The sequence below is a fragment of the Paenibacillus beijingensis genome, from assembly GCF_000961095.1.
Classification (GTDB): Bacteria; Bacillota; Bacilli; order Paenibacillales; family Paenibacillaceae; genus Paenibacillus_O; species Paenibacillus_O beijingensis.
On record NZ_CP011058.1, the window covers coordinates 3916076 to 3936321 of the forward strand.

Below are 20246 nucleotides of genomic sequence, written 5' to 3' on the forward strand. Positions count from 1 at the left end.
GAAGTTTGTCTTTGTGCAAAAGCGATTAGGAGGTCAACGCTATGAACTTTCCAACCGTAAGACACCGCCGGCTGCGCCGGACCGCCGCGCTGAGAGGTCTCGTGCGTGAAACGGTATTGACGCTTAACGATCTCATTTATCCGATTTACGTTACGTATGGTTCGGACATTAAGGATGAAATCTCTTCGATGCCCGGTGTGTACCGTTTTTCACTGGACAGACTCGAAGCGGAAATCCGCGAAATCGTAGACGCCGGCATTACGTCCATCATGATATTCGGCATTCCGGAACATAAGGATGCGGTCGGAACGAGCGCCTATGATCCGAACGGAATCGTGCAGGAAGCGACGCGCAAGGTGAAGGAGTGGGCTCCGGATCTCGTCGTTATTGCCGACACCTGTCTGTGCCAATATACGGACCACGGCCACTGCGGGATCGTTCATCGCAACGAAAGGACCGGAGAGGCGGAAGTCGACAATGACGCTTCGCTTGCACTGCTTGTGCGCACCGCCGTCTCCCAGGCCCAGGCGGGCGCCGATATGATCGCGCCGTCCAACATGATGGACGGGTTCGTGCTGTCCATCCGCGCCGGACTGGATGAAGCGGGGTTCGCCGACATTCCGATTCTTTCTTATTCGGTTAAATATTCGTCGGCCTACTACGGCCCGTTCCGGGAGGCTGCCCATTCCGCGCCGCAGTACGGCGACCGCAAGTCGTATCAGATGGACCCCGCCAATTTGCGGGAAGCGCTGCGCGAAGCGGAGTCGGACATCGCCGAAGGGGCGGACATGCTGATGGTAAAACCGGCTCTCGCCTATTTGGATGTCATACGCGCGCTGAAAGAAAATTTCGATCTTCCCGTAGCCGCCTACAACGTAAGCGGCGAGTATGCAATGGTGAAGGCGGCTAGCGCAAACGGCTGGATCGACGAAAAGTCGATCGTGATGGAGTCGCTTCTCGGCATGAAACGCGCGGGCGCCGATTTGATCATTACGTACCACGCGAAGGACGTCGCCCGCTGGCTGTAGAAGATAGGCTTACGAAGTGGTTTTGCTTCGCAAAAACTTAAGCTTATGCTTACGATGTGGTTTTGCCTCCGGCAAAACCTTTAGGAGGGATCATATGATCGGACAGATAGGCAGAAAAAAGGACGACCGGTCGCGGGAAGCGTTTGAGAAAGCGAAACGCGTTATTCCCGGCGGCGTCAACAGTCCGGTGCGCGCGTTCAAATCGGTCGGACTGACGCCGGTTTACGTGGAGCGCGGAGAAGGCTGCACGGTTTACGATATTGACGGAAACCGGTATATCGACTATGTCGGTTCGTGGGGACCGCTCATTATGGGCCATGCCCATCCTGAAGTTGTGGAGGCGCTGAAGAAGACGGCGGAAAAAGGAACGAGCTTCGGCGCGCCGACGGAGCTGGAAACGCTGATGGCCGAGCTCGTTTGCGAGCGCGTTCCTTCCTGCGACATCGTGCGGATGGTCAACTCCGGCACGGAGGCGACGATGAGCGCCCTGCGGCTGGCGCGCGGCTATACCGGACGGAGCAAAATTTTGAAATTCGAAGGCTCGTACCACGGCCATGCCGACAGTCTGCTCATTAAAGCGGGTTCCGGCGTCGCGACGCTCGGTCTTCCGGACAGCCCCGGCGTTCCCGAAACGATTGCGGCGCATACGATTACCGTTCCATACAACGACCTTGAATCAGTCAAGCTCGCGTTTGAGAAGTTCGGCGAGCAGATCGCCTGTATTATCGTCGAGCCGGTTGCCGGCAACATGGGCGTCGTGCCGCCGCTGCCGGGATTTCTGCAGGGCCTGCGCGATGTGACGGAGAAGTACGGCACTCTGCTTATTTTTGACGAGGTGATGACGGGGTTCCGCGTCGACTATCATTGCGCGCAAGGTTTGTACGGCATAACGCCGGATTTGACCTGCCTCGGCAAAGTGATCGGCGGCGGTCTTCCGGTCGGCGCTTACGGCGGAAAAAGGGAAATTATGGAGCGGATGGCGCCGGCGGGGCCGATTTATCAAGCCGGCACGCTGTCGGGCAATCCGCTCGCAATGGCGGCCGGATATACGACGCTGAAGCTGCTGACGCCGCAGACGTATGAGCTGCTCGAGCGGCTGTCCGTGCAGCTGCAGGCCGGATTCGAGCACAACGCCCGCAAGATCGGCATCCCCGTAACGATCAACAGGGTAGGCTCAATGATTTGTCCTTTCTTTACGGAGCAGCATGTCATCAACTACGACATCGCCCGGACATCGGACCTGGAACGGTTCAAAAACTATTTTGGCGCGATGCTGGAGCTTGGAGTAAGCGTCGCCCCATCCCAGTTCGAAGGCATGTTCATGTCGGCTGTGCATACGCCGGAAATTGTGGATCAGACGATCGCTGCGCATGATAAAGCGCTGCGCCGCCTGTAACGAAAGGCGGACAGGGCATGTTTGATTACAGCCAGGCGCTCCGGAAAGGGGAATGGCTGGAAATACCGCTTTCCGCCCTAGCGCTAACCGGATCGGAATCAAAAGGAGCGGCAGTGCCCGCAGGTTTAAGCAATCCGGACGAAGGAGCGGTCCAGTCTGAACCCGAAAGCCGTCCGGACGAGGAAGTCGGCCCGTCCGAAGCCGGAAGCGATGAGCGCGAGGGAGCCGCTCCGCTTGGGGCCGGAAGCCACCCGCACGAAGTGCGGCAGAGGCTTCTGGCCCTCTCTTTGTTTCCGGCAAAATGGATCAACCGTCTGTTTTCGGTCGGCGGCATACGTCTGGAAGGAGAGACGGTGCGCCTGCTGGCGTTTCCGGCGGCGAATCCCGCCGCCGACCCGCTGTATCGCCAGGCAGCGGAAGCGCTACGCGAACTGAAGCGGAGGGAGGAGAAGCCGGGCAGTAACGGCCGACCGGACAAATCCGGCAGCTTGAAAGCGGCCGGCGCCGCAATCGTTCCCATTCTGTACCAAGACGATTACTGCATGGTACTCGATAAGCCGGCCGGAATGCCCGTGCATGCTTCTTTTCCCGGACAGCGGGGAACGCTGGACGAAGCGGCGGCGCTGCACTGCCTGCTTGCGGGTGACCCGCTGCCTGTACGGCATGTGCACCGGCTCGATGAGGATACGTCGGGACCGGTTCTTTACACGAAAAACGATCTTTCCCAGCTGCGGCTCGATGAAGAGATGCGGCATAAACGCATTGACCGGCAGTACATCGCGCTTGTGGAAGGGATTCCCGCGCGCAGCCGGGGGACGGTCCGCGCTCCGATCGGCAAGGACCGGCACCACCGCTCGCGCCGGCGGGTACATCCGGGTGGCGATGAAGCCGTTACCCATTACGAAGTGGCGGAACGGTTTGCCGCCGCCGCTCTGCTGAGGCTTCGCCTGGAAACGGGCCGGACCCATCAGATCCGGGTTCATATGAGCCATCTGGGACATCCTCTGATCGGCGATACGCTGTACGGAGGAAGCGCAGGTCTGCTCGGACATCAGGCGCTGCACGGCGAAAAAATCATTTTCACCCACCCGCTCTCCGGTGACCGGATGGAAATCGTTTCACCCGTACCGGAATGGTTTGAAGCGGTCCGTTCGCGTTTGAAGGGTTAATTCATAGTCATGCCGTGCTTCTCCCTGCCATATAGATAGATAGTGAATGATATTATAGCCCAAGCATTCAGCAGGGGAAGGGAGGATTGAAGCATGACGGATCAAAGTAACGGGCTGCGCTTCGACGTTTACGAACGCGTTCATTTGCCGGATGAAGTCCCCGCTATCGAGGAACTTGAGGAAATTGAGCTCGTTCCCCGCATCCAGGTAGTGCAGCAGGGTAATCAGGCGCTGCTCAAGGGGCAGCTTCTGCTGCGCGGCGTCTACAGGACGCTGGAGAGCGAGACGTCCCCGCAGACGATGGAGCACCGCATTCCGGTCGAAATTACGCTTCCTATGAACCGTATTGAACGGCTCGACGATATTTCCGTGGAAATCGATAACTTTGATGTCGATCTGCTCTCGGTCAGAACGCTCAATATTACAGGTGTGCTGTCGCTTCTCGGGATAAAAATGGAGGGGGCGCCCGAACCGGATCCTTCGTGGCAGGAGGAGCCGTTTACCGTCGTACACCGGCGGGATCCGGATTTTTTGCCGGACAATGCCGGGGCGGGAGCGGCAAGCGTCTTTCCGAATCCGGCAGCGGACGATGCTGCTTGGGGTGCGGCGCGGAGAGCTGCGGCGGAACCGGGTGCCGACTATGAGGGCGCTCAGCCGTATAAAGCGTATGCGGCGCCGCCGCAAACAGCAGGCTTGCACAGTGCGCCGCAGCCGTCTTTCAGGCAGCCGGCAGCGCCGGATCCGGAGGCGTATTGGCCGGTGGAGCGGCCTGCAGCCGAGCTTGCAAGGCCGCAAGCGGATCGGCCGCCGCACCAAACGGCCGCGGCGGATGCTTATGCGCAGCCGTCTTTTCCTGCATGGACGCAGCAGCTGCAGCAGGCGATACGTCCGCAGCCGCCGCACGAGCCGGTGACGGAACCGTTTGCCGGGGAAGCGGAAAGCCATTCCGATATATCTGCCGGGTATACGAGTTATCCGGAGAAGGACAGGGAGCCCGAACCCCAAGGATGGGAGCTGCTGTCCGGGGGAGCGGATGCACAGCTATATAATGAGCCTGAAGAAGAGGATCAATACCAGGATGTACCGGATCGTGCGGAAGCGGAGGCGTACTTTCATTCCGTAGCCGGAGCATATGCGGAACAAACGGAAGGTGCGGATCAACGGCCGGATGAAGATGAGGCGGAGGAGGAGCCGGTTTATTTTTCCCCGTTCTTTACGGAGCCTGAGGCGTCGTTCGCCGCAGCTCCGCCGGATAACGAAAAACAGGAGATGCGGGTAGCGGTCGGCAGCAAGAAGCCGCACCAACCGCAGGAGCCCGCGCGGAGGGAACAAAGCGGATTCGGCTTTAAATCGCTGCTTGCTTCCAGCAGGCGCGAGCAGGAAGCAAGGCAGGCCGCGGAGCAGTACGCCAGCCGGCTCGCTTTGGAGGAAGAAACAAGCGGCGGAGAAGATATTGAATGGAAAAGTCTGTTTTTGGGGCGTTTCGGCGAGGAGGACGAATTCCGCAAAGTCCGGCTGTGCATTGTACAGAGGGAGGAGACGCTCGATCAGATCGCGGAGCGTTATCAGCTCAATCCGCGTGAAATCGCGCTGTACAACCGTCTCTCCAATCAGAGCGTCGCCCAGGGACAGGTGCTCTACATTCCTTGACTTCGCAGCGCAGCGAAAGTTGTCCGGCGCTCTGAACATCCGCCTCCGCCTTGAACCGGGGCTGCTCCCTTATTGCTTGCGACGGCGTTTTCCAAATGGAAAACGCCTTTTTTATTTTTGGGCGTTCCAATAAGAAGGCGCATCAACGATCCGCTTCCGTTTTTTCATGTGGATGATGTCCGCTTGGCGGGCCCAATATCGCGCGGTCAGGTTGACTGAACGGCTCAATAACGGTAAAATAGACATAATCTTATGTTGATCTCAACAACGTTGATGGGGAAGAGCCGGCAGATGAGCCTTCAGAGAGCAAAACCGTGTATGCTGTGAGGTTTTGCAGGATATCGCTGCGGCAGGTCGCCCCGGAGTTGCCCGCCGTACTGCAGCGTTTAAACGTGTGATGCCTGCGTACCGGCCGGCCGGCAGCAGCCGTTATCTGTTCAGAGTGCCGTTCTCCCGGAAAGGGACACGGAACAAAGGTGGTACCACGGAAGATAACCTTTCGTCCTTTGCTATAGGGGCGAGAGGTTTTTTTATTTTTCAAAATCTAGCAAAGTTCACGTTTCATGCCTGACCTTTCTTAGATTTCACCGCGAAACTATTGCTGGCCCGTATAAGACGGCGGCTGCAGTTTCCGCTTGCAAGCTACAATTACTCATAGTGAGGATGAACGCGATGTCTGAGAAACAAACGACAACGGAAATGCCGACGACATACGATCCGAAAGCGGCAGAACAAAAAGGCTACGATTACTGGATAGAAGGCGGCTACTTCAAAGCCGGTCAAAGACCGGATGCGAAGCCGTATACGATCGTCATTCCGCCTCCGAACGTGACGGGGATGCTTCATATCGGCCACGCGCTTGATTTTACGCTGCAGGATATTTTGATCCGCACGAAACGGATGCAGGGCTATGACGCCCTCTGGCTGCCGGGCGCCGACCACGCCGGCATTGCGACGCAAACAAAGGTGGAGCAGAAGCTGCGCGAGGAAGGATTGTCCCGCTACGACCTGGGCCGCGACAAGTTTTTGGAGCGGGTGTGGGAGTGGAAGGAAGTGTATGCCGGCACGATCCGCGAGCAGTGGGCGAAAATGGGCTTTTCTCTCGACTACAGCCGCGAGCGGTTTACGCTTGATGAAGGACTCTCGCGCGCGGTGCGCGAAGTGTTCGTCCGCCTGTACGAGAAAGGTCTCATTTACCGCGGCAAAAAAATTATTAACTGGGATCCGGCCGCGCGCACGGCGCTTTCCGATATCGAGGTTGAATATAAAGAAGTAAACGGCAATCTGTACCACCTCCGCTATCCGCTTAAGGACGGCAGCGGTTACGTGACGGTCGCCACGACCCGTCCGGAGACAATGCTCGGCGATACCGCCGTCGCGGTTCATCCCGAAGACGAGCGCTACAAGCATCTCATCGGCCAAATGCTCGTGCTGCCGATTATCGGCCGCGAAATTCCGATCGTCGGCGACGAGTATGTCGAGAAGGACTTTGGATCCGGAGCGGTCAAAATTACGCCGGCCCACGATCCGAACGACTTCGAGGTCGGCCTGCGCCATGACCTGCCGCAAATTATTGTCATGGACGAGAGCGGCATCATGAACGAGAACGCCGGCCCTTACAATGGAATGGACCGCGCGGACTGCCGCAAGGCGATTGTGAAGGATCTGCAGGAGAGCGGCGTTTGCATACAGATTGAAGAGCACGTCCATCAGGTCGGCCACAGCGAACGGAGCGGCGCGGTCGTCGAGCCGTACCTGTCTACGCAGTGGTTCGTTGCGATGAAACCGCTCGCGGATGCGGCCATTGCCGCGCAGAAGTCCGGCAAAGGCGTCAACTTCGTGCCGGACCGCTTCGAGAAAATTTATTTGCACTGGATCGAAAACGTGCGCGACTGGTGCATCTCCCGCCAGCTGTGGTGGGGACACCGCATTCCGGCGTGGTACTGCGACAAGTGCGATTCGCTGCACGTTGCCCGCGAAGATTTGGCCGAGTGCCCGTCCTGCGGCTCGGGCGAGCTGCGCCGCGACGAAGACGTGCTCGACACGTGGTTCAGCTCGGCGCTGTGGCCGTTCTCGACGCTCGGCTGGCCGGATGAGGACAGCGAAGATCTGAAACGCTACTATCCGACCGATGTACTCGTGACCGGATACGATATTATTTACTTCTGGGTTGCCCGGATGATTTTCACGGCGCTTGAATTTACGGACCAAATCCCGTTCAAGGACGTGCTTATTCACGGTCTGGTGCGCGACGCCGAAGGCCGCAAAATGTCCAAGTCGCTCGGCAACGGCGTCGATCCGCTGGAAGTGATCGAGAAGTACGGCGCGGATGCGATGCGCTTTATGATTTCGACCAGCAGCACGCCGGGACAGGATTTGCGCTTCCGCTGGGAGAGGGTGGAGCAGGCCCGCAACTTCGCGAACAAAATTTGGAACGCGTCGCGTTTTGCGCTTATGAACCTGGAAGACGTCTCCTTCGCGGATATCGATATCAGCGTGGAGCTTGGCACGGCGGACCGCTGGATTTTGCACCGGCTGAACGAAACGTCCCGCTCCGTCACGCGTCTGATCGATGCTTACGAATTTGGGGAAACCGGCCGGTTGCTGTATAATTTCATCTGGGACGATCTATGCGACTGGTACATTGAATTCGCGAAGCTGAACCTGTACGGATCCGATCCGGCAGCCAAGCGCGCGACCCAATCGGTACTCGCTTACGTGCTGGATCGAACGCAGCGGCTCATCCATCCGTTCATGCCGTTCATCAGCGAGGAAATCTGGCAGCATCTGCCGCATGAAGGCGACACGATTACGCTGGCCCAGTGGCCGGCGTACGACGAGAAGCTGGAAGCGCCGGAAGCGGTGCGCGAGATGGAGCTGCTGATGGATATGATCCGCGCGGTGCGCAACATCCGGGCTGAAGTGAACGTGCCGATGAGCAAAAAGGTAGAGCTGTTGATCAAGCCTTCGGGCGAAGCGGAAGCTGCCATCCTGACGCGCAACGAAGAGTTCGTGAGCCGGTTCTGCGGCACGTCGGCCCTTACGGTCGATATCTCGCTTTCCGCTCCCGATAAAGCGATGACGTCCGTCGTCTCCGGCGCCGAGCTGTACTTGCCGCTGGCGGGACTGATCGATATCGAGCAGGAAATCGCACGGCTTGAGAAAGAAAAAGCGACGCTGGACGGCGAAGTGCTGCGCATCGAGAAGAAACTGGCGAACGCCGGCTTCGTATCGAAAGCGCCGGCCAAAGTCATTGAAGAAGAACGGGCCAAAATGGCCGATTATGCCGATAAACGCGCCAAGGTGCTGGCTCGCATCGACGAGCTGCGCGGATAGCCGGCTTTAGGAAGAAGGAAGCAAAGGTGACGGAACGAAAGCAAGAGATTCTTGAACCGATGTCAAGCTACGAGGAAGCGCGGCAGTGGATTGAAGGGCTGGTGCCGTTCGGCATCCGGCCCGGTCTTGACCGGGTCAAGGAACTGATGGAACGGCTCGGACACCCCGAGCGCCGGCTGAAGTTTATCCATGTCGCGGGCACGAACGGGAAAGGTTCCGTATGCGCCTATTTGACCTCGGTGCTGATCAAATGCGGCTACGATACGGGGACGTTCACGTCCCCTTACATAACCAAATTTACGAACCGGTTCCAATATAACGGGCGGGATATCGAAGAAGAAACGCTGCTTATGCTGGCAAACCGGCTGAGGCCGCACGTGGAAGAAATCGCCGCGACCGAGCTCGGTTCTCCGACGATGTTCGAAGTGGCGACGGCGCTGGCGATTCTTTTTTATGCAACGGTCGCATACCCGGATTTCGTCGTGTTCGAAACCGGGCTCGGCGGCCGTCTCGATGTGACCAACATTGTGACGCCGGTTATTTCGATCATTACGAATGTCGGGCACGACCATATGGATATTTTGGGCGACACGCTTGCCAAAGTCGCAGCGGAGAAAGCGGGCATTATCAAAAACGGCGTACCCGTCGTCTCCGCCGTAGCGCCGGGGGAAGCGCTGGACGTCATCAAGGCGAAAGCGGCCGCTTCCAAAAGCACGCTCTATCAGCTTGGGGAGCAGTTCCGCGAACTGCCGCTGCAGGTAGCCGAAGACGGGCAGACGTTTACGTTCGAGGGGCCTTTCCGCACGGTTTCTCCGCTAAGCGTAACACTGAGCGGCGCGCATCAGCGAACGAACGCGGCCGTCGCCGTCATGGCGCTGGAAGTGCTGCGCCAGTATTACGCGCTGCTGATTGACGACGAGCATTTGATCGAAGGGCTGAAGAGCACTGCTTGGCCCGGACGGCTCGAAATGGTGTCCAGGCAGCCGCGGATGCTGCTCGACGGGGCGCACAATCCCGAAGGAGCCGAGACGCTTGCGGCGGCGCTGCGCGACGTGTACCGCTACGAGCGGCTTTATATTATGATGGGAATGCTGGAGAACAAGAGTCATCGCGAGTCTCTCCGGCATATACTTCCAATAGTGGATACTCTTATTCTGACCGAGCCCGATTTCCGCAAAGCAATGCCCGCAGGGCGGCTCGGAGAAATCGTCCGCGAGCTGCTGCAGGAGGCCGGGCGTCCCGTCGAAGTTATCGTGGAGCCCGACTGGACGGCCGCGCTTGACAACCTGCAGCGGATCACCGGGGACGCCGACCTTGCGGTCGTTACCGGAACATTATATTTGATAGCCGATGTCCGCGCCCGAGTGCTGGATCATTCGGATTCTGAAAAAGGTTGGTGAACCGTCATCGTGAGTACAGCAGAACATGTTCATTTCATCGGCATCGGCGGTTACGGCATGAGCGCCATTGCGCGCGTCATGCTCGAAATGGGATATAAAGTAAGCGGCTCCGACGTTACCCGGCAGGAGCTGACCGAGAAGCTCGCCAAGAAAGGGGCGGCCGTATATATCGGGCATGACGCGAGGCATGTGGCCGGCGCCGATCTGGTCGTCTATTCGACCGCTCTTTCCCGGGACAATGTGGAGCGCAAGGCGGCGGAGAGCCTCAATATTCCGGTGCTTCACCGCTCGCAAATGCTTGCGCGGCTGATGAACGCGGGCAAAGGCATCGCGGTGGCCGGCGCGCACGGCAAAACGACGACTTCGTCGATGATTGCGCTCGTCATGGAAACGTGCGGCGCCGACCCCACCTACATTATCGGCGGCGAAATCGTCAATGTGGGAACGAACGCCAAGGCGGGCAAAGGCGAATTTGTCGTCGCCGAGGCGGACGAAAGCGACGGCTCCTTCCTGCACTATCATCCGGCACTGGCGGTCGTGACCAACATCGAGCCGGACCATCTGGAAAATTACGGCGGCAACTTCGACAACTTGAAGAAGGCGTATGTCCAGTTTCTGTCTCAGGTGAAGGAGGACGGCAAAGCGATCGTTTGCGCCGACGACGAAAACATCGTGGAGCTGCTTCCCGCGCTGACCGCATCGCAGCCGAAGGAACGAATCATTACGTACGCCATTGACGGTGAGGCCGACTACAAGGCGGACAACATCGTCCTTGGCGACCGCAAGCTGTCGTTTACGATGTCGCACGGCGGCACGGAGCTCGGCACGGTCGAATTGTCCGTTCCGGGACGCCACAATGTATACAATGCGATGGCGACGATCATCACCTGTATGGAAGCGGGGTTGACGTTTGCAAGCATCGCGGCCGCCATCAGCGAATTTATCGGCGCCAAACGCCGTTTTCAAGTGATGGGCGAAGTGAACGATATTCTGATCATTGACGATTACGCTCACCATCCGACGGAAATCCGCGCGACGATCAGTGCGGCCAAGGCGACGGGGAAGCGGATTGTCGCGGTGTTTCAGCCGCAGCGCTACACGCGCACTTTTTTCCTGCTTGAGCAGTTTAGCCGTGCGTTTCCGGAAGCCGATGAAGTGATCATAACCGATATTTATTCGCCGGCCGGAGAAAAGCAGATTGAAGGCGTAAACTCGAGCAAGCTGGTGGAGATGATTCGCAGCAACAGCAACCCGAATACGACCTACGTGCCTTCCAAGGAAGAAGTCCAATCCTACCTTTCGCAGCGCGTGCAGCCCGGCGATCTTGTGCTGACGATGGGCGCGGGAGATATTTGGAAAGCGGCCGACGGGCTGGCCAAACAGCTGAAGGACGGGCTGCAGTAACGTTCAGGAAAAGCAACATAAAGAGGCGATCCGCTTTCGCAGCGGGCCGCCTCTTTTTGCGCATAACTCTCTCAACCGGTTCATAGAGTAGCAATAGAAGAACCGGACAAGGAGAGATAATGAATGAATCCGAAAGCGCGCATAACATACCGTTTCGATCAGACCGGCAAACTAGCTCCCTCCCCGGTGCCTTCCCGCTCGCCCGGCGCCTTGGAAACGGACCGGCCGGAGGCAAAGAGCAGTGAGTATACGGACAAAAGGCGGGTTAATGCGTCGAATGATAATAAAGGGACCGAAAATACGCTTTACCGGGAACCGCTTGAATTTACAACCGAATTCGTGCCGTGGGAGAGCCCGTTCCAGGATGATGTGAAGGCGCTGGAGCAGCTGATCCGCGACATGGAAAATGCTCCCGAGGATAAGGGGAAGGGACTGTCCGGAAACGTCATTCCGGACACAAGCATTAAGCCGGACGCAGGTGCCCGGCCGGAGCTCAGTTCCAAGTCTCAATCGCGCGGAGGACCTCATTCAGGCGCAAATCCGCAATCACCCTCGGAAGTGACCCGGAATATGGGCGGGTTTGATTCCGCCGAACATTACCCTTATTTTGACGTGTACTCCAACGGGTTTGAGCGTGAAGCGCCTTATGAGGCGGAGCATTCGCTGTTTACAGGGCCGATTATCGAGCTTGATGATGAGTATGAGGCTCTGCATGATAGAAAAAAGCTTTTTTTCGCCTCCGCTCGTCTAAAAGGACGCCAAGACATTCCGCCCAAATTCAGCGGCGCCCATCCGGGCAAAGGACCTTCGTGGCTGAAAGTGATCGCAACCGTAGCCGGAGCGCTTGCGACCGGAGCGCTGTTTGGCTATATGGCGCTGGCGATGTTCGCCGGGGAAGACGTCCTGCCGGACGGCGCCGCCGGCAACGCTCCGGCAGCGCAGAGCGATGCCGGGCGTCCCCCGGCCCAAGCAAACGGCGGCAGCGCTGATGGAACGGCGGGGGGAGAGGCGGCCGCAAACACGCCGGACAAAGCGGCGGGACAAGACGGCGCTGCGGCGCAGAAGAACGTGAAGGTGGACGGACAAATATACCAGCTGCTTCAATATGGTGTATTTAGAACGAGCGAGAGTGCCGATGAAGCGGCCGAACAGCTGCGTTCCAAAGGCTTCGCCGCCTCCGCTGTTTCCATGGACGGAGGGTATCGCGTCTATGCGGGCGTGGCCGGCGATCGCGATGGAGCGCTGGCGCTTGCCGGACAGCTTCCGGGTGTGGAAGTGTATATCAAGGAAGTGGAAGTCCAGCCGCTGTCATCGATAAGCTATCGCGGAGATGCTGCAGCGTTCAATGACTTTGCGCTGGCGACGAATCGTCTGATCCGCGCGCTCAGCGATTTGTCGCAGGCCCAGCTCATGCAGGATCAGCCGTCGGCGGTTTCCGAGGCGGCCACACAGGCGTGGACCGAGCTTCACCGGAAGTGGACGACGCAGCTCGCTCCGGTCCGCAAAGGCGTTGCCGCAGAAGCGGCGGTCGCGGCCGTCGATAAGCTGGCTCAAGCGGTCAACAGCGCCGCCGTTTCGATGGACAGCTATAACAAGAAGCCTTCCCGCGCGTCGATGTGGACGCTTCAGGGGGCGCTTATGGACGCTTTGTTCGCCGAGAAAGAGCTGTTCGGACTTATTCGCGCATTGTAAGGCCGCATTTGATCGCGTATAATAGACGATGATGTCAATACATGGCGAGAGGCGTTGAAAGATGAAGAAAAACGGCTGGATTCTCCTGTTATTCATCATACTCGGTCTTGTAACGGGATCGCTTGTGTCCACATGGTTCAAGACCGTCCAGGGGTTGTCTTTCCTGTCGAAGTCCATACCGCTTACGTGGTCTCCTGCCGCCGATTTGCACGTCGTCAGCTACGATTTGACTTTTCAAGTGGACCTGAGTCTGTTCAGCATTGCCGGGCTGCTGCTTGCGCTGTGGCTGTACCGGAAAATGTAGCATCGACCGAAAAAATAGGCATCCCGCATCATATCAAGGAGTGCGATACGTAAGATGACTTCTGAACCGAACATACCGAGCCGGCTCGTGCTGGCTTCTTCTTCTCCGCGCCGGCAGGAACTGGTTGCATCTTTGGGCCTTTCCCTGCCGGTTCATATTTTGCCGACGGATACGGACGAATCCGTTCCGTCCGGATGGACGCCGGCGCAAATTGTCGAGCGGCTCAGCCTGCGCAAAGCGCGGGCTGCGGCGCGTCTCCTGGCCGCAGCGGGCGATAGCGTGCCTTCTCTTGTGCTGGGAGCCGATACAATCGTCGTGCTGGACGGGGATGTGCTGGGCAAACCGGCAAACCGTGCGGATGCCGTGCAGACGCTTCGACGTCTGCAGGGCAGATCGCACAAGGTTTATTCCGGAATGACGCTGATCGGCACGCATACGGGAGCGGAGATAAGCGCGCACCGAATGACGCGCGTTACGATGAAGCCGCTTGATCATGAAACGATTGAACGCTACGTCGCCACCGGAGAGCCGCTTGACAAAGCGGGCTCCTACGGCATTCAAGGACTCGGCGCGACGCTGGTTTCCGGCATTGAAGGCTGTTACTTCAATGTGGTCGGACTGCCGCTGTCGCTGCTGTCGGACATGCTGGCCGAGCAAGGCGTTCCCGTTCTTTAGACGCGGTAGCGTTTCTACTATTGGCAGGAGAGGCGGAAAAGAGATGCAGGAGTCTTACCGATTGCGCGATGTCCCTGAGGAAGAGCGTCCCAGAGAACGGATGATGAGGCATGGGGCCGAGGCGCTCAGCCATGCCGAGCTGCTGGCGATCTTGCTGCGTACCGGTACGCAGCGGGAGTCGGCGGTTCATTTGGCGGGGCGGGTTCTGAAAGAATGCGGCAGTATACGAAATTTGGTTGATATGGGCATTCAGGAACTGACGACGATTCGCGGGATCGGTCCTGCCAAAGCGCTGCAGATCCGGGCCGGCATCGAGCTCGGGCGCAGGCTGGCGCGCAGCCGTCCCATCGATATTGTCACGGTCCGCAGTCCGCACGATGCGGCCGATTATATTATGGAAGAGCTGCGGTACTTAAAAAAAGAACATTTTGTCTGCTTGTTCCTCAATACAAAAAATCATATTATCGGCCGTGAAACGCTGTCGGTCGGCACGCTTAACGCTTCGCTCGTACACCCGCGCGAAGTGTTCCGCTCCGCCGTCAAGCATAGCTGCGCGTCTATCATCTGCGCGCACAATCATCCGAGCGGCGACCCGACTCCGAGCCCGGAAGATGTAACGCTTACACGGCGTCTTGCGGAAGCCGGAGAGCTGATGGGCATTGACGTGCTGGATCATATTGTCATCGGCGACGGACGATATATTAGTTTGAAGGAACAAGGCCTGATGTAATATAATAAGATGGATTGTCGCAATTAAGAAGGGAGTATTCACATGTTTGGTGGTTTTTCGAAAGATTTGGGAATTGACCTGGGTACCGCAAATACCCTTGTATATGTAAGAGGCAAAGGCATAGCTGTCAGGGAGCCGTCGGTGGTGGCCCTGCGTACCGATACAAAGACAATTGAAGCGGTCGGCGAGCACGCCAAGAAGATGATTGGGCGCACACCAGGCAACATCCGCGCCGTCAGGCCGATGAAAGACGGCGTAATCGCGGATTTCGAAACGACCGCCACCATGATTAAATATTTTATCCGACAGGCGCAGAAGCAGCGTTCGCTGTTCCCGCGCCATCCTAATGTTATGGTATGTGTGCCGTCGGGCATTACGGCCGTGGAGAAAAGAGCGGTCGAGGACGCTACGAAGCAGGCCGGCGCCCGCGAAGCGTATACGATCGAGGAGCCGTTTGCGGCGGCGATCGGAGCGGACCTCCCCGTATGGGAGCCGACGGGAAGCATGGTCGTCGATATCGGCGGCGGCACGACGGAAGTGGCCGTTATTTCGCTCGGCGGAATTGTTACGAGCCGCTCGATCCGCATTGCCGGCGACGAAATGGACGAAGCGATTATCCAGTACATTAAACGTCTGTACAACTTGATGATCGGGGAGCGGACGAGCGAGCAGCTGAAGATGGAGATCGGTTCGGCAATGCCGCTGGAGACGCCGGAGCAGATTGAAATCCGCGGCCGCGACCTCGTAACGGGACTGCCGAAAACGCTCTCCATCACCTCCGATGAAATTGCCGAAGCGCTGACCGATACGGTGCATGCGATCGTCGACGCCGTCAAAGTAACACTGGAGAAATGTCCGCCGGAGCTGTCGGCCGACATTATGGACCGCGGCATCGTGCTGACCGGCGGCGGAGCGCTGCTTCGCAATCTGGACAAGCTGCTTGCGCGTGAGACGGGAATGCCCGTCATCGTAGCGGAGAACCCGCTCGACTGTGTGGCGATCGGAACCGGACGGGCGCTGGAAAACATTCATCTGTTCAAAAACAAGGGCGTTTCCCGCTCCAGAAGATAAGGAAACGGGCACGCTCCCCATTCCGGAGCGGCGAGAAGCAGGTAAGCAAGCAATAATGGGCGGGTGATCGAATTGTTTAAGCTGCTGCGAAACAAGCGGTTGTTCGTGCTCATGATCGGTTTTATTCTTTTCATCGCGGTGATCGGGTTCTCGCTCAGCAACCGCAAAGAGTTGTCCTGGCCGGAAAAATTCGTCAAGGATACGGTAGGATACACGCAGCAATGGTTGTACAAGCCCGCTGGTTACATAGCGGGCTTGTTCCAGGATATTCGCCAGCTGCGTTCAATCTACGAAGAGAATGAACAGCTCCGCACGATGGCGGCCGCTTACGCGCGCGACAAGATAGAGTACAATTTTACGAAGCAGAAAAACGAGGAGCTTGAGAAGGCGCTCGCATTTACGGAACGGCAAAAGCAAATGAATGACTACCAATATATCGTGGCCCAGGTGGTGGCGCTCAGTCCCGACCCTTACAATAAGACGCTGACCATTAATCTCGGCTCGCAAGATGGGATCGAAGCCGATATGGCCGTCGTCACCGTGGACGGTCTCGTCGGCATGGTGAGCAAAGTATCCGCATTCACCTCAACGGTCATGCCGATTACGGAAATCGACGATCAGGCTCCGGTTCCGAAGTGGATTTCGGCGACCATTCTCGGGCGTGAATCGGACTCATTCGGCATTATCAGCAATTACGACGAGGAGACGGACCGTCTGCTCATGACCAAAATTCCGGAGTCGGACAAGATGGCCGTCGGTGATACGGTCATTACTTCCGGTCTTGGAAATGTGTTCCCGAAAGGCATTGTGATCGGCACGGTGGAGTCGAGGCAGGTGAGCGACTTCGGCCTGACGAATACCGCAGCGGTTGAAATCGCCGCCGATTTCGACCATCTGTCGGAAGTGTTCGTTGTCAAGATTCCAAAGCTGGAGACCGGAAATCCATGAGCATGCGTTTCATCGTGCTGATCATGCTGCTGCTTTTTCTGGTGGAAGGAACGATTGTGCCCTGGCTTGTTCCGGACGGCTTCGCGGGGCGTCTCGTTCCGCATTTCACGTTTGTCATGGTTCTTTACGCCGCCTTGTACCACTCCAGGCATTCGGCGCTGCTGCTGGGCTTTGGCTTCGGTATGCTGCAGGATGTCGTCTACTACGGGCATCTGATCGGCGTTCACGCGTTTACGATGGGGCTGATCGGCTATGCGGTCGGCATCATGCTGGAGCGCAAGCGCAGCACGCTGTTTATGGCGCTGGCCATGATCGGCTTTGCGGACTTATTTTATGAAGTGCTTGTATTCTATGTTTACAAAGTGTTCCGGATTACGAACGAGACGTTCGCCTGGGCGATGTACGACCATATTCTTCCGAGCTTGTTCTTGCAGCAGGCGTTTGCGCTTGCGGTCTATATCCCGGCCAGACGCTGGTTTTCCGAAGCATCGCGGAACAGGCTGGACAAAGACCGGGATTAGCGCATCAGCGCAAAAGCAGGAGATAGCGGCTTTCGTCCAGAATTGATTACGTTCAGGGAGGGACGAGTGTGACCGACAAACAGCATATTACGATCAAGGGCGTTAAAGAAGGTCTCGTGTTCCTCTTTGACGATCAATGCGAATTTTCGGCGCTGCTGGACGAACTTCATTACAAGATGGAGAAGTCGCATCAGCAGCTGCTTTCCGGGCCGCTTATTCACGTTCATGTCAAGCTTGGCGCAAGGGCCGCGTCGGATGAGGACAAGGAACGGATCAGAGCCGCCATCCGGCAGCGCGGAAATTTGCTTGTGCAGTCGATTGAATCGGAAATGGAAGCGCAGCAGAAACGCGATGAGAACGCCGAGCGGTTGAAAATGATGACGGGTATGGTCCGGTCGGGCCAAACGGTTGAACACGACGGAAGCCTGCTGCTGCTGGGAGATGTGAATCCCGGCGGCGCTGTCGTATGCACGGGTGATATTTTCGTGCTGGGCGCGCTGAGGGGAATGGCTCATGCCGGCGTGAGCGGTAGGGAGGACGTCATTATCGCCGCTTCGCTGCTGCGTCCGACTCAGCTGCGCATTGCCGAGGTCATCAGCCGTCCGCCGGAAGAATGGATAACGGGCGACGCTTCCATGGAGTATGCGTATTTGACGGAAGGCGTGATGCAGATCGACAAAATGAATCAGCTGTACCGGATGCGCAAGGATGCGATTGTGTTCAAAGGGGTGTAGATCATGGGAGAAGCAATCGTCATAACATCGGGCAAAGGCGGCGTCGGCAAGACGACGACCTCTGCCAATCTGGGAACGGCGCTGGCGCTGCTCGGCAAAAAGGTGTGCATGGTCGATACCGATATCGGCCTGCGGAATTTGGACGTTGTGATGGGACTTGAAAACCGGATCATTTACGATTTGGTCGATGTCGCCGAAGGCCGGTGCCGGCTGCAGCAGGCGCTCGTCAAAGATAAGCGGTTCGAAGATTTGTACATGCTGCCGGCTGCGCAGACGAAAGACAAGAACGACATCTCGCCGGAGCAGGTGCGGGATATCGTGCTTGAGTTGAAAAAAGAATACGATTACGTGATCATCGACTGTCCGGCAGGCATTGAGCAAGGTTTCCGCAACGCGGTTGCGGGCGCCGACCGGGCTATCGTCGTCACGACGCCGGAGAACGCCGCGGTTCGCGACGCGGACCGGGTGATCGGACTGCTCGAGCAGTCCAATATTTCGGCAAAGCTTGTCATCAACCGCATACAGGCCAAGCTCGTCAAAAACGGGGAAATGCTCGACGTCGACGAAATTTGCCAAATTCTAGCCATTGATTTGCTGGGCGTCGTGCCGGACGACGACCGGGTCATTAAAGCGGCGAACTCCGGGGAGCCGACGGTCATGGACCCTTCTTCGCGCGCAGCAATCGCTTACCGCAACATTGCCCGGCGCATTCTGGGCGACATGGTGCCGCTTATGTCTTTGGAAGACAAGGCAGGAAAATTTATGCGGCTGCGCAAGTTTTTCGGAATAGGATGAGCGCATTGTGATTAATAAACTGAAAAAGATGGATGCCGGCATTGTGATCATCCTCGTCTTATTTATGATCATCAGCACGCTGCTCGTGCGCAGCGCCACCTACGGCAACAGCGAATTCCCCAATTACGATGTGAAGACGCTTATTTTTTACGGTATCGGCTTTATTGTCGTCCTGCTCATTACGCTGCTCGATTACCGGCTGTTTCTAAAAGGCTGGCTGTATTTGTACGTCATTTGCATCGTGCTGCTCATTCTCGTCTACTTCTTCGGCGCCGACATTAACGGAGCGCGCAGCTGGTTCAAGCTGCCCGGCGGCTTTCAGTTCCAGCCCGCGGAGATGGCCAAATTCGTGCTCATCATCGGCATCGCGTACTTGATGGGTCGCAAAGGCGGCGATAAACTGAGCTTTACGACCGACCTGCTGCCGATCGCGGCGTTCTCCTTTTTGCCGTTTGCGCTTGTCATGATTCAGCCGGATCTCGGCAACGCGATTATTTTTCTCGTCATCGTGCTCGGCATGCTGTGGATCGGAAATGTAAAGTATTCCCACGTACTCATCGGCCTCGCGGCCGTTATCGGGGGATTGGTGCTGTTTGTGACGCTGTTCACCACTTTCAACGGGGAGATCAAACAGTACTTGGACGATCATGAGAAGGGGCACTGGTACAAGCGGATCAACACCTTTATCGACCCGAACAGCGCTTCGGACGATGACAAGCACCAGTCGCAAAACGCAAAGATCGCCATCGGCTCGGGCGGACTTACGGGCGACGGATATATGAAAGGCGACTCCAAAAACCGGCGCTTTATCCCTTACCCGTACTCGGATTCCATCTTTGTCGTCATCGGGGAGGAGTTCGGTTTTCAGGGATCGGCCGTTCTGCTGCTGCTCTACTTTTTGCTGATCTACAGGATGATTATTATCGCCTTCCAGTGCTACGACCTGCGTGCGTCGTTTATCGTCATCGGCATCGTGTCGATGTACGTGTTTCAGGTGTTCCAGAATGTCGGCATGATGATCGGCCTGATGCCGATTACCGGCATTACGCTGCCGTTCATCAGTTACGGCGGGACATCGCTGCTGCTCAATATGCTTAGCATCGGCATCGTGTTCAGCATTAGGGCGCATCAGGAAAAATATCAGCTGGATTGACGAGTTTATCCATGTAGCGATATAGCCGATACAGACGCGTCAACTAGATCGAACCGTCCGGACACGAGCCGGGCGGTTTTTTTGCGCCGGTCGCCCTTATCAAAGCTGCTTCATTGCCGGCAGAGACGCTCACACTCTTTGTTTTCTTTCTCCCGACCGCCTGCAGCATACTTGTCTTCCTTCGCTCATACAGATAAGAACAAGCTTTCCTTTACGCAACTGTAAAGGGCTCGTACGGAG

Annotated in this window: 17 protein-coding genes; all 17 read left to right on the forward strand. The window is 57.2% G+C overall.

Annotated features, from left to right (window positions below; translation table 11 throughout):
- Positions 1 to 41: 41 nt before the first annotated feature.
- Positions 42 to 1028, forward strand: coding sequence for a porphobilinogen synthase (gene hemB / locus VN24_RS17670; RefSeq protein WP_045671478.1), 987 nt, complete (start codon positions 42 to 44; stop codon positions 1026 to 1028).
- Between the two features lie 94 nt (positions 1029 to 1122).
- On the forward strand, positions 1123 to 2424 hold the full coding sequence (gene hemL / locus VN24_RS17675; protein ID WP_148505267.1) for a glutamate-1-semialdehyde 2,1-aminomutase: 1302 nt from the start codon (positions 1123 to 1125) through the stop codon (positions 2422 to 2424).
- A gap of 17 nt (positions 2425 to 2441) precedes the next feature.
- Complete coding sequence (locus VN24_RS17680) at positions 2442 to 3593, forward strand: RluA family pseudouridine synthase (protein ID WP_045671479.1); 1152 nt, start codon at positions 2442 to 2444, stop codon at positions 3591 to 3593.
- Between the two features lie 93 nt (positions 3594 to 3686).
- Positions 3687 to 5243, forward strand: coding sequence for a LysM peptidoglycan-binding domain-containing protein (locus tag VN24_RS26480; protein ID WP_052703024.1), 1557 nt, complete (start codon positions 3687 to 3689; stop codon positions 5241 to 5243).
- Between the two features lie 672 nt (positions 5244 to 5915).
- A complete protein-coding gene (locus tag VN24_RS17690) occupies positions 5916 to 8579 on the forward strand; it encodes a valine--tRNA ligase (RefSeq protein ID WP_193790075.1) in 2664 nt (887 codons plus the stop codon).
- A 59-nt stretch (positions 8580 to 8638) separates the two neighbouring features.
- The gene (locus VN24_RS17695; protein ID WP_148505376.1) at positions 8639 to 9979 is read left to right on the forward strand and encodes a bifunctional folylpolyglutamate synthase/dihydrofolate synthase; all 1341 of its coding nucleotides are present in this window, start codon (positions 8639 to 8641) and stop codon (positions 9977 to 9979) included.
- Between the two features lie 9 nt (positions 9980 to 9988).
- Positions 9989 to 11383, forward strand: a complete 1395-nt coding sequence (gene murC / locus VN24_RS17700) for a UDP-N-acetylmuramate--L-alanine ligase (protein WP_045671482.1) — start codon at positions 9989 to 9991, stop codon at positions 11381 to 11383.
- Between the two features lie 123 nt (positions 11384 to 11506).
- The gene (locus VN24_RS17705) at positions 11507 to 13075 is read left to right on the forward strand and encodes an SPOR domain-containing protein (protein WP_045671483.1); all 1569 of its coding nucleotides are present in this window, start codon (positions 11507 to 11509) and stop codon (positions 13073 to 13075) included.
- 61 nt (positions 13076 to 13136) lie between these two features.
- Positions 13137 to 13379, forward strand: a complete 243-nt coding sequence (locus VN24_RS17710; RefSeq protein WP_045671484.1) for a DUF4321 domain-containing protein — start codon at positions 13137 to 13139, stop codon at positions 13377 to 13379.
- A gap of 54 nt (positions 13380 to 13433) precedes the next feature.
- Positions 13434 to 14054 carry a Maf family protein gene (locus tag VN24_RS17715; protein ID WP_045671485.1) on the forward strand — a complete coding sequence of 207 codons (621 nt, stop codon included), beginning with the start codon at positions 13434 to 13436 and terminating at the stop codon, positions 14052 to 14054.
- A 43-nt stretch (positions 14055 to 14097) separates the two neighbouring features.
- Positions 14098 to 14784, forward strand: coding sequence for a RadC family protein (gene radC / locus VN24_RS17720; protein ID WP_045671486.1), 687 nt, complete (start codon positions 14098 to 14100; stop codon positions 14782 to 14784).
- 42 nt (positions 14785 to 14826) lie between these two features.
- Complete coding sequence (locus VN24_RS17725; RefSeq protein WP_045671487.1) at positions 14827 to 15855, forward strand: rod shape-determining protein; 1029 nt, start codon at positions 14827 to 14829, stop codon at positions 15853 to 15855.
- A gap of 63 nt (positions 15856 to 15918) precedes the next feature.
- A complete protein-coding gene (gene mreC, locus VN24_RS17730) occupies positions 15919 to 16803 on the forward strand; it encodes a rod shape-determining protein MreC (protein ID WP_045671488.1) in 885 nt (294 codons plus the stop codon).
- Positions 16800 to 17324, forward strand: a complete 525-nt coding sequence (mreD, locus tag VN24_RS17735) for a rod shape-determining protein MreD (protein WP_045671489.1) — start codon at positions 16800 to 16802, stop codon at positions 17322 to 17324. The genes mreC and mreD overlap by 4 nt, the downstream gene beginning before the upstream one ends.
- A 68-nt stretch (positions 17325 to 17392) precedes the next feature.
- Complete coding sequence (locus VN24_RS17740; RefSeq protein WP_045671490.1) at positions 17393 to 18058, forward strand: septum site-determining protein MinC; 666 nt, start codon at positions 17393 to 17395, stop codon at positions 18056 to 18058.
- A gap of 3 nt (positions 18059 to 18061) precedes the next feature.
- Positions 18062 to 18853, forward strand: coding sequence for a septum site-determining protein MinD (minD, locus tag VN24_RS17745; RefSeq protein ID WP_045671491.1), 792 nt, complete (start codon positions 18062 to 18064; stop codon positions 18851 to 18853).
- 7 nt (positions 18854 to 18860) lie between these two features.
- Positions 18861 to 20006, forward strand: coding sequence for an FtsW/RodA/SpoVE family cell cycle protein (locus VN24_RS17750; protein WP_045671492.1), 1146 nt, complete (start codon positions 18861 to 18863; stop codon positions 20004 to 20006).
- Positions 20007 to 20246: the final 240 nt, after the last annotated feature.

Bases quoted from the DNA above. Each gene is read 5' to 3' on its own strand.
- hemB (WP_045671478.1), top strand. From the start codon at position 42: ATGAACTTTCCAACCGTAAGACACCGCCGGCTGCGCCGGACCGCCGCG.
- hemL (WP_148505267.1), top strand. From the start codon at position 1,123: ATGATCGGACAGATAGGCAGAAAAAAGGACGACCGGTCGCGGGAAGCG.
- VN24_RS17680 (WP_045671479.1), top strand. From the start codon at position 2,442: ATGTTTGATTACAGCCAGGCGCTCCGGAAAGGGGAATGGCTGGAAATA.
- VN24_RS26480 (WP_052703024.1), top strand. From the start codon at position 3,687: ATGACGGATCAAAGTAACGGGCTGCGCTTCGACGTTTACGAACGCGTT.
- VN24_RS17690 (WP_193790075.1), top strand. From the start codon at position 5,916: ATGTCTGAGAAACAAACGACAACGGAAATGCCGACGACATACGATCCG.
- VN24_RS17695 (WP_148505376.1), top strand. From the start codon at position 8,639: ATGTCAAGCTACGAGGAAGCGCGGCAGTGGATTGAAGGGCTGGTGCCG.
- VN24_RS17705 (WP_045671483.1), top strand. From the start codon at position 11,507: ATGAATCCGAAAGCGCGCATAACATACCGTTTCGATCAGACCGGCAAA.
- VN24_RS17710 (WP_045671484.1), top strand. From the start codon at position 13,137: ATGAAGAAAAACGGCTGGATTCTCCTGTTATTCATCATACTCGGTCTT.
- VN24_RS17715 (WP_045671485.1), top strand. From the start codon at position 13,434: ATGACTTCTGAACCGAACATACCGAGCCGGCTCGTGCTGGCTTCTTCT.
- radC (WP_045671486.1), top strand. From the start codon at position 14,098: ATGCAGGAGTCTTACCGATTGCGCGATGTCCCTGAGGAAGAGCGTCCC.
- VN24_RS17725 (WP_045671487.1), top strand. From the start codon at position 14,827: ATGTTTGGTGGTTTTTCGAAAGATTTGGGAATTGACCTGGGTACCGCA.
- mreD (WP_045671489.1), top strand. From the start codon at position 16,800: ATGAGCATGCGTTTCATCGTGCTGATCATGCTGCTGCTTTTTCTGGTG.
- minD (WP_045671491.1), top strand. From the start codon at position 18,062: ATGGGAGAAGCAATCGTCATAACATCGGGCAAAGGCGGCGTCGGCAAG.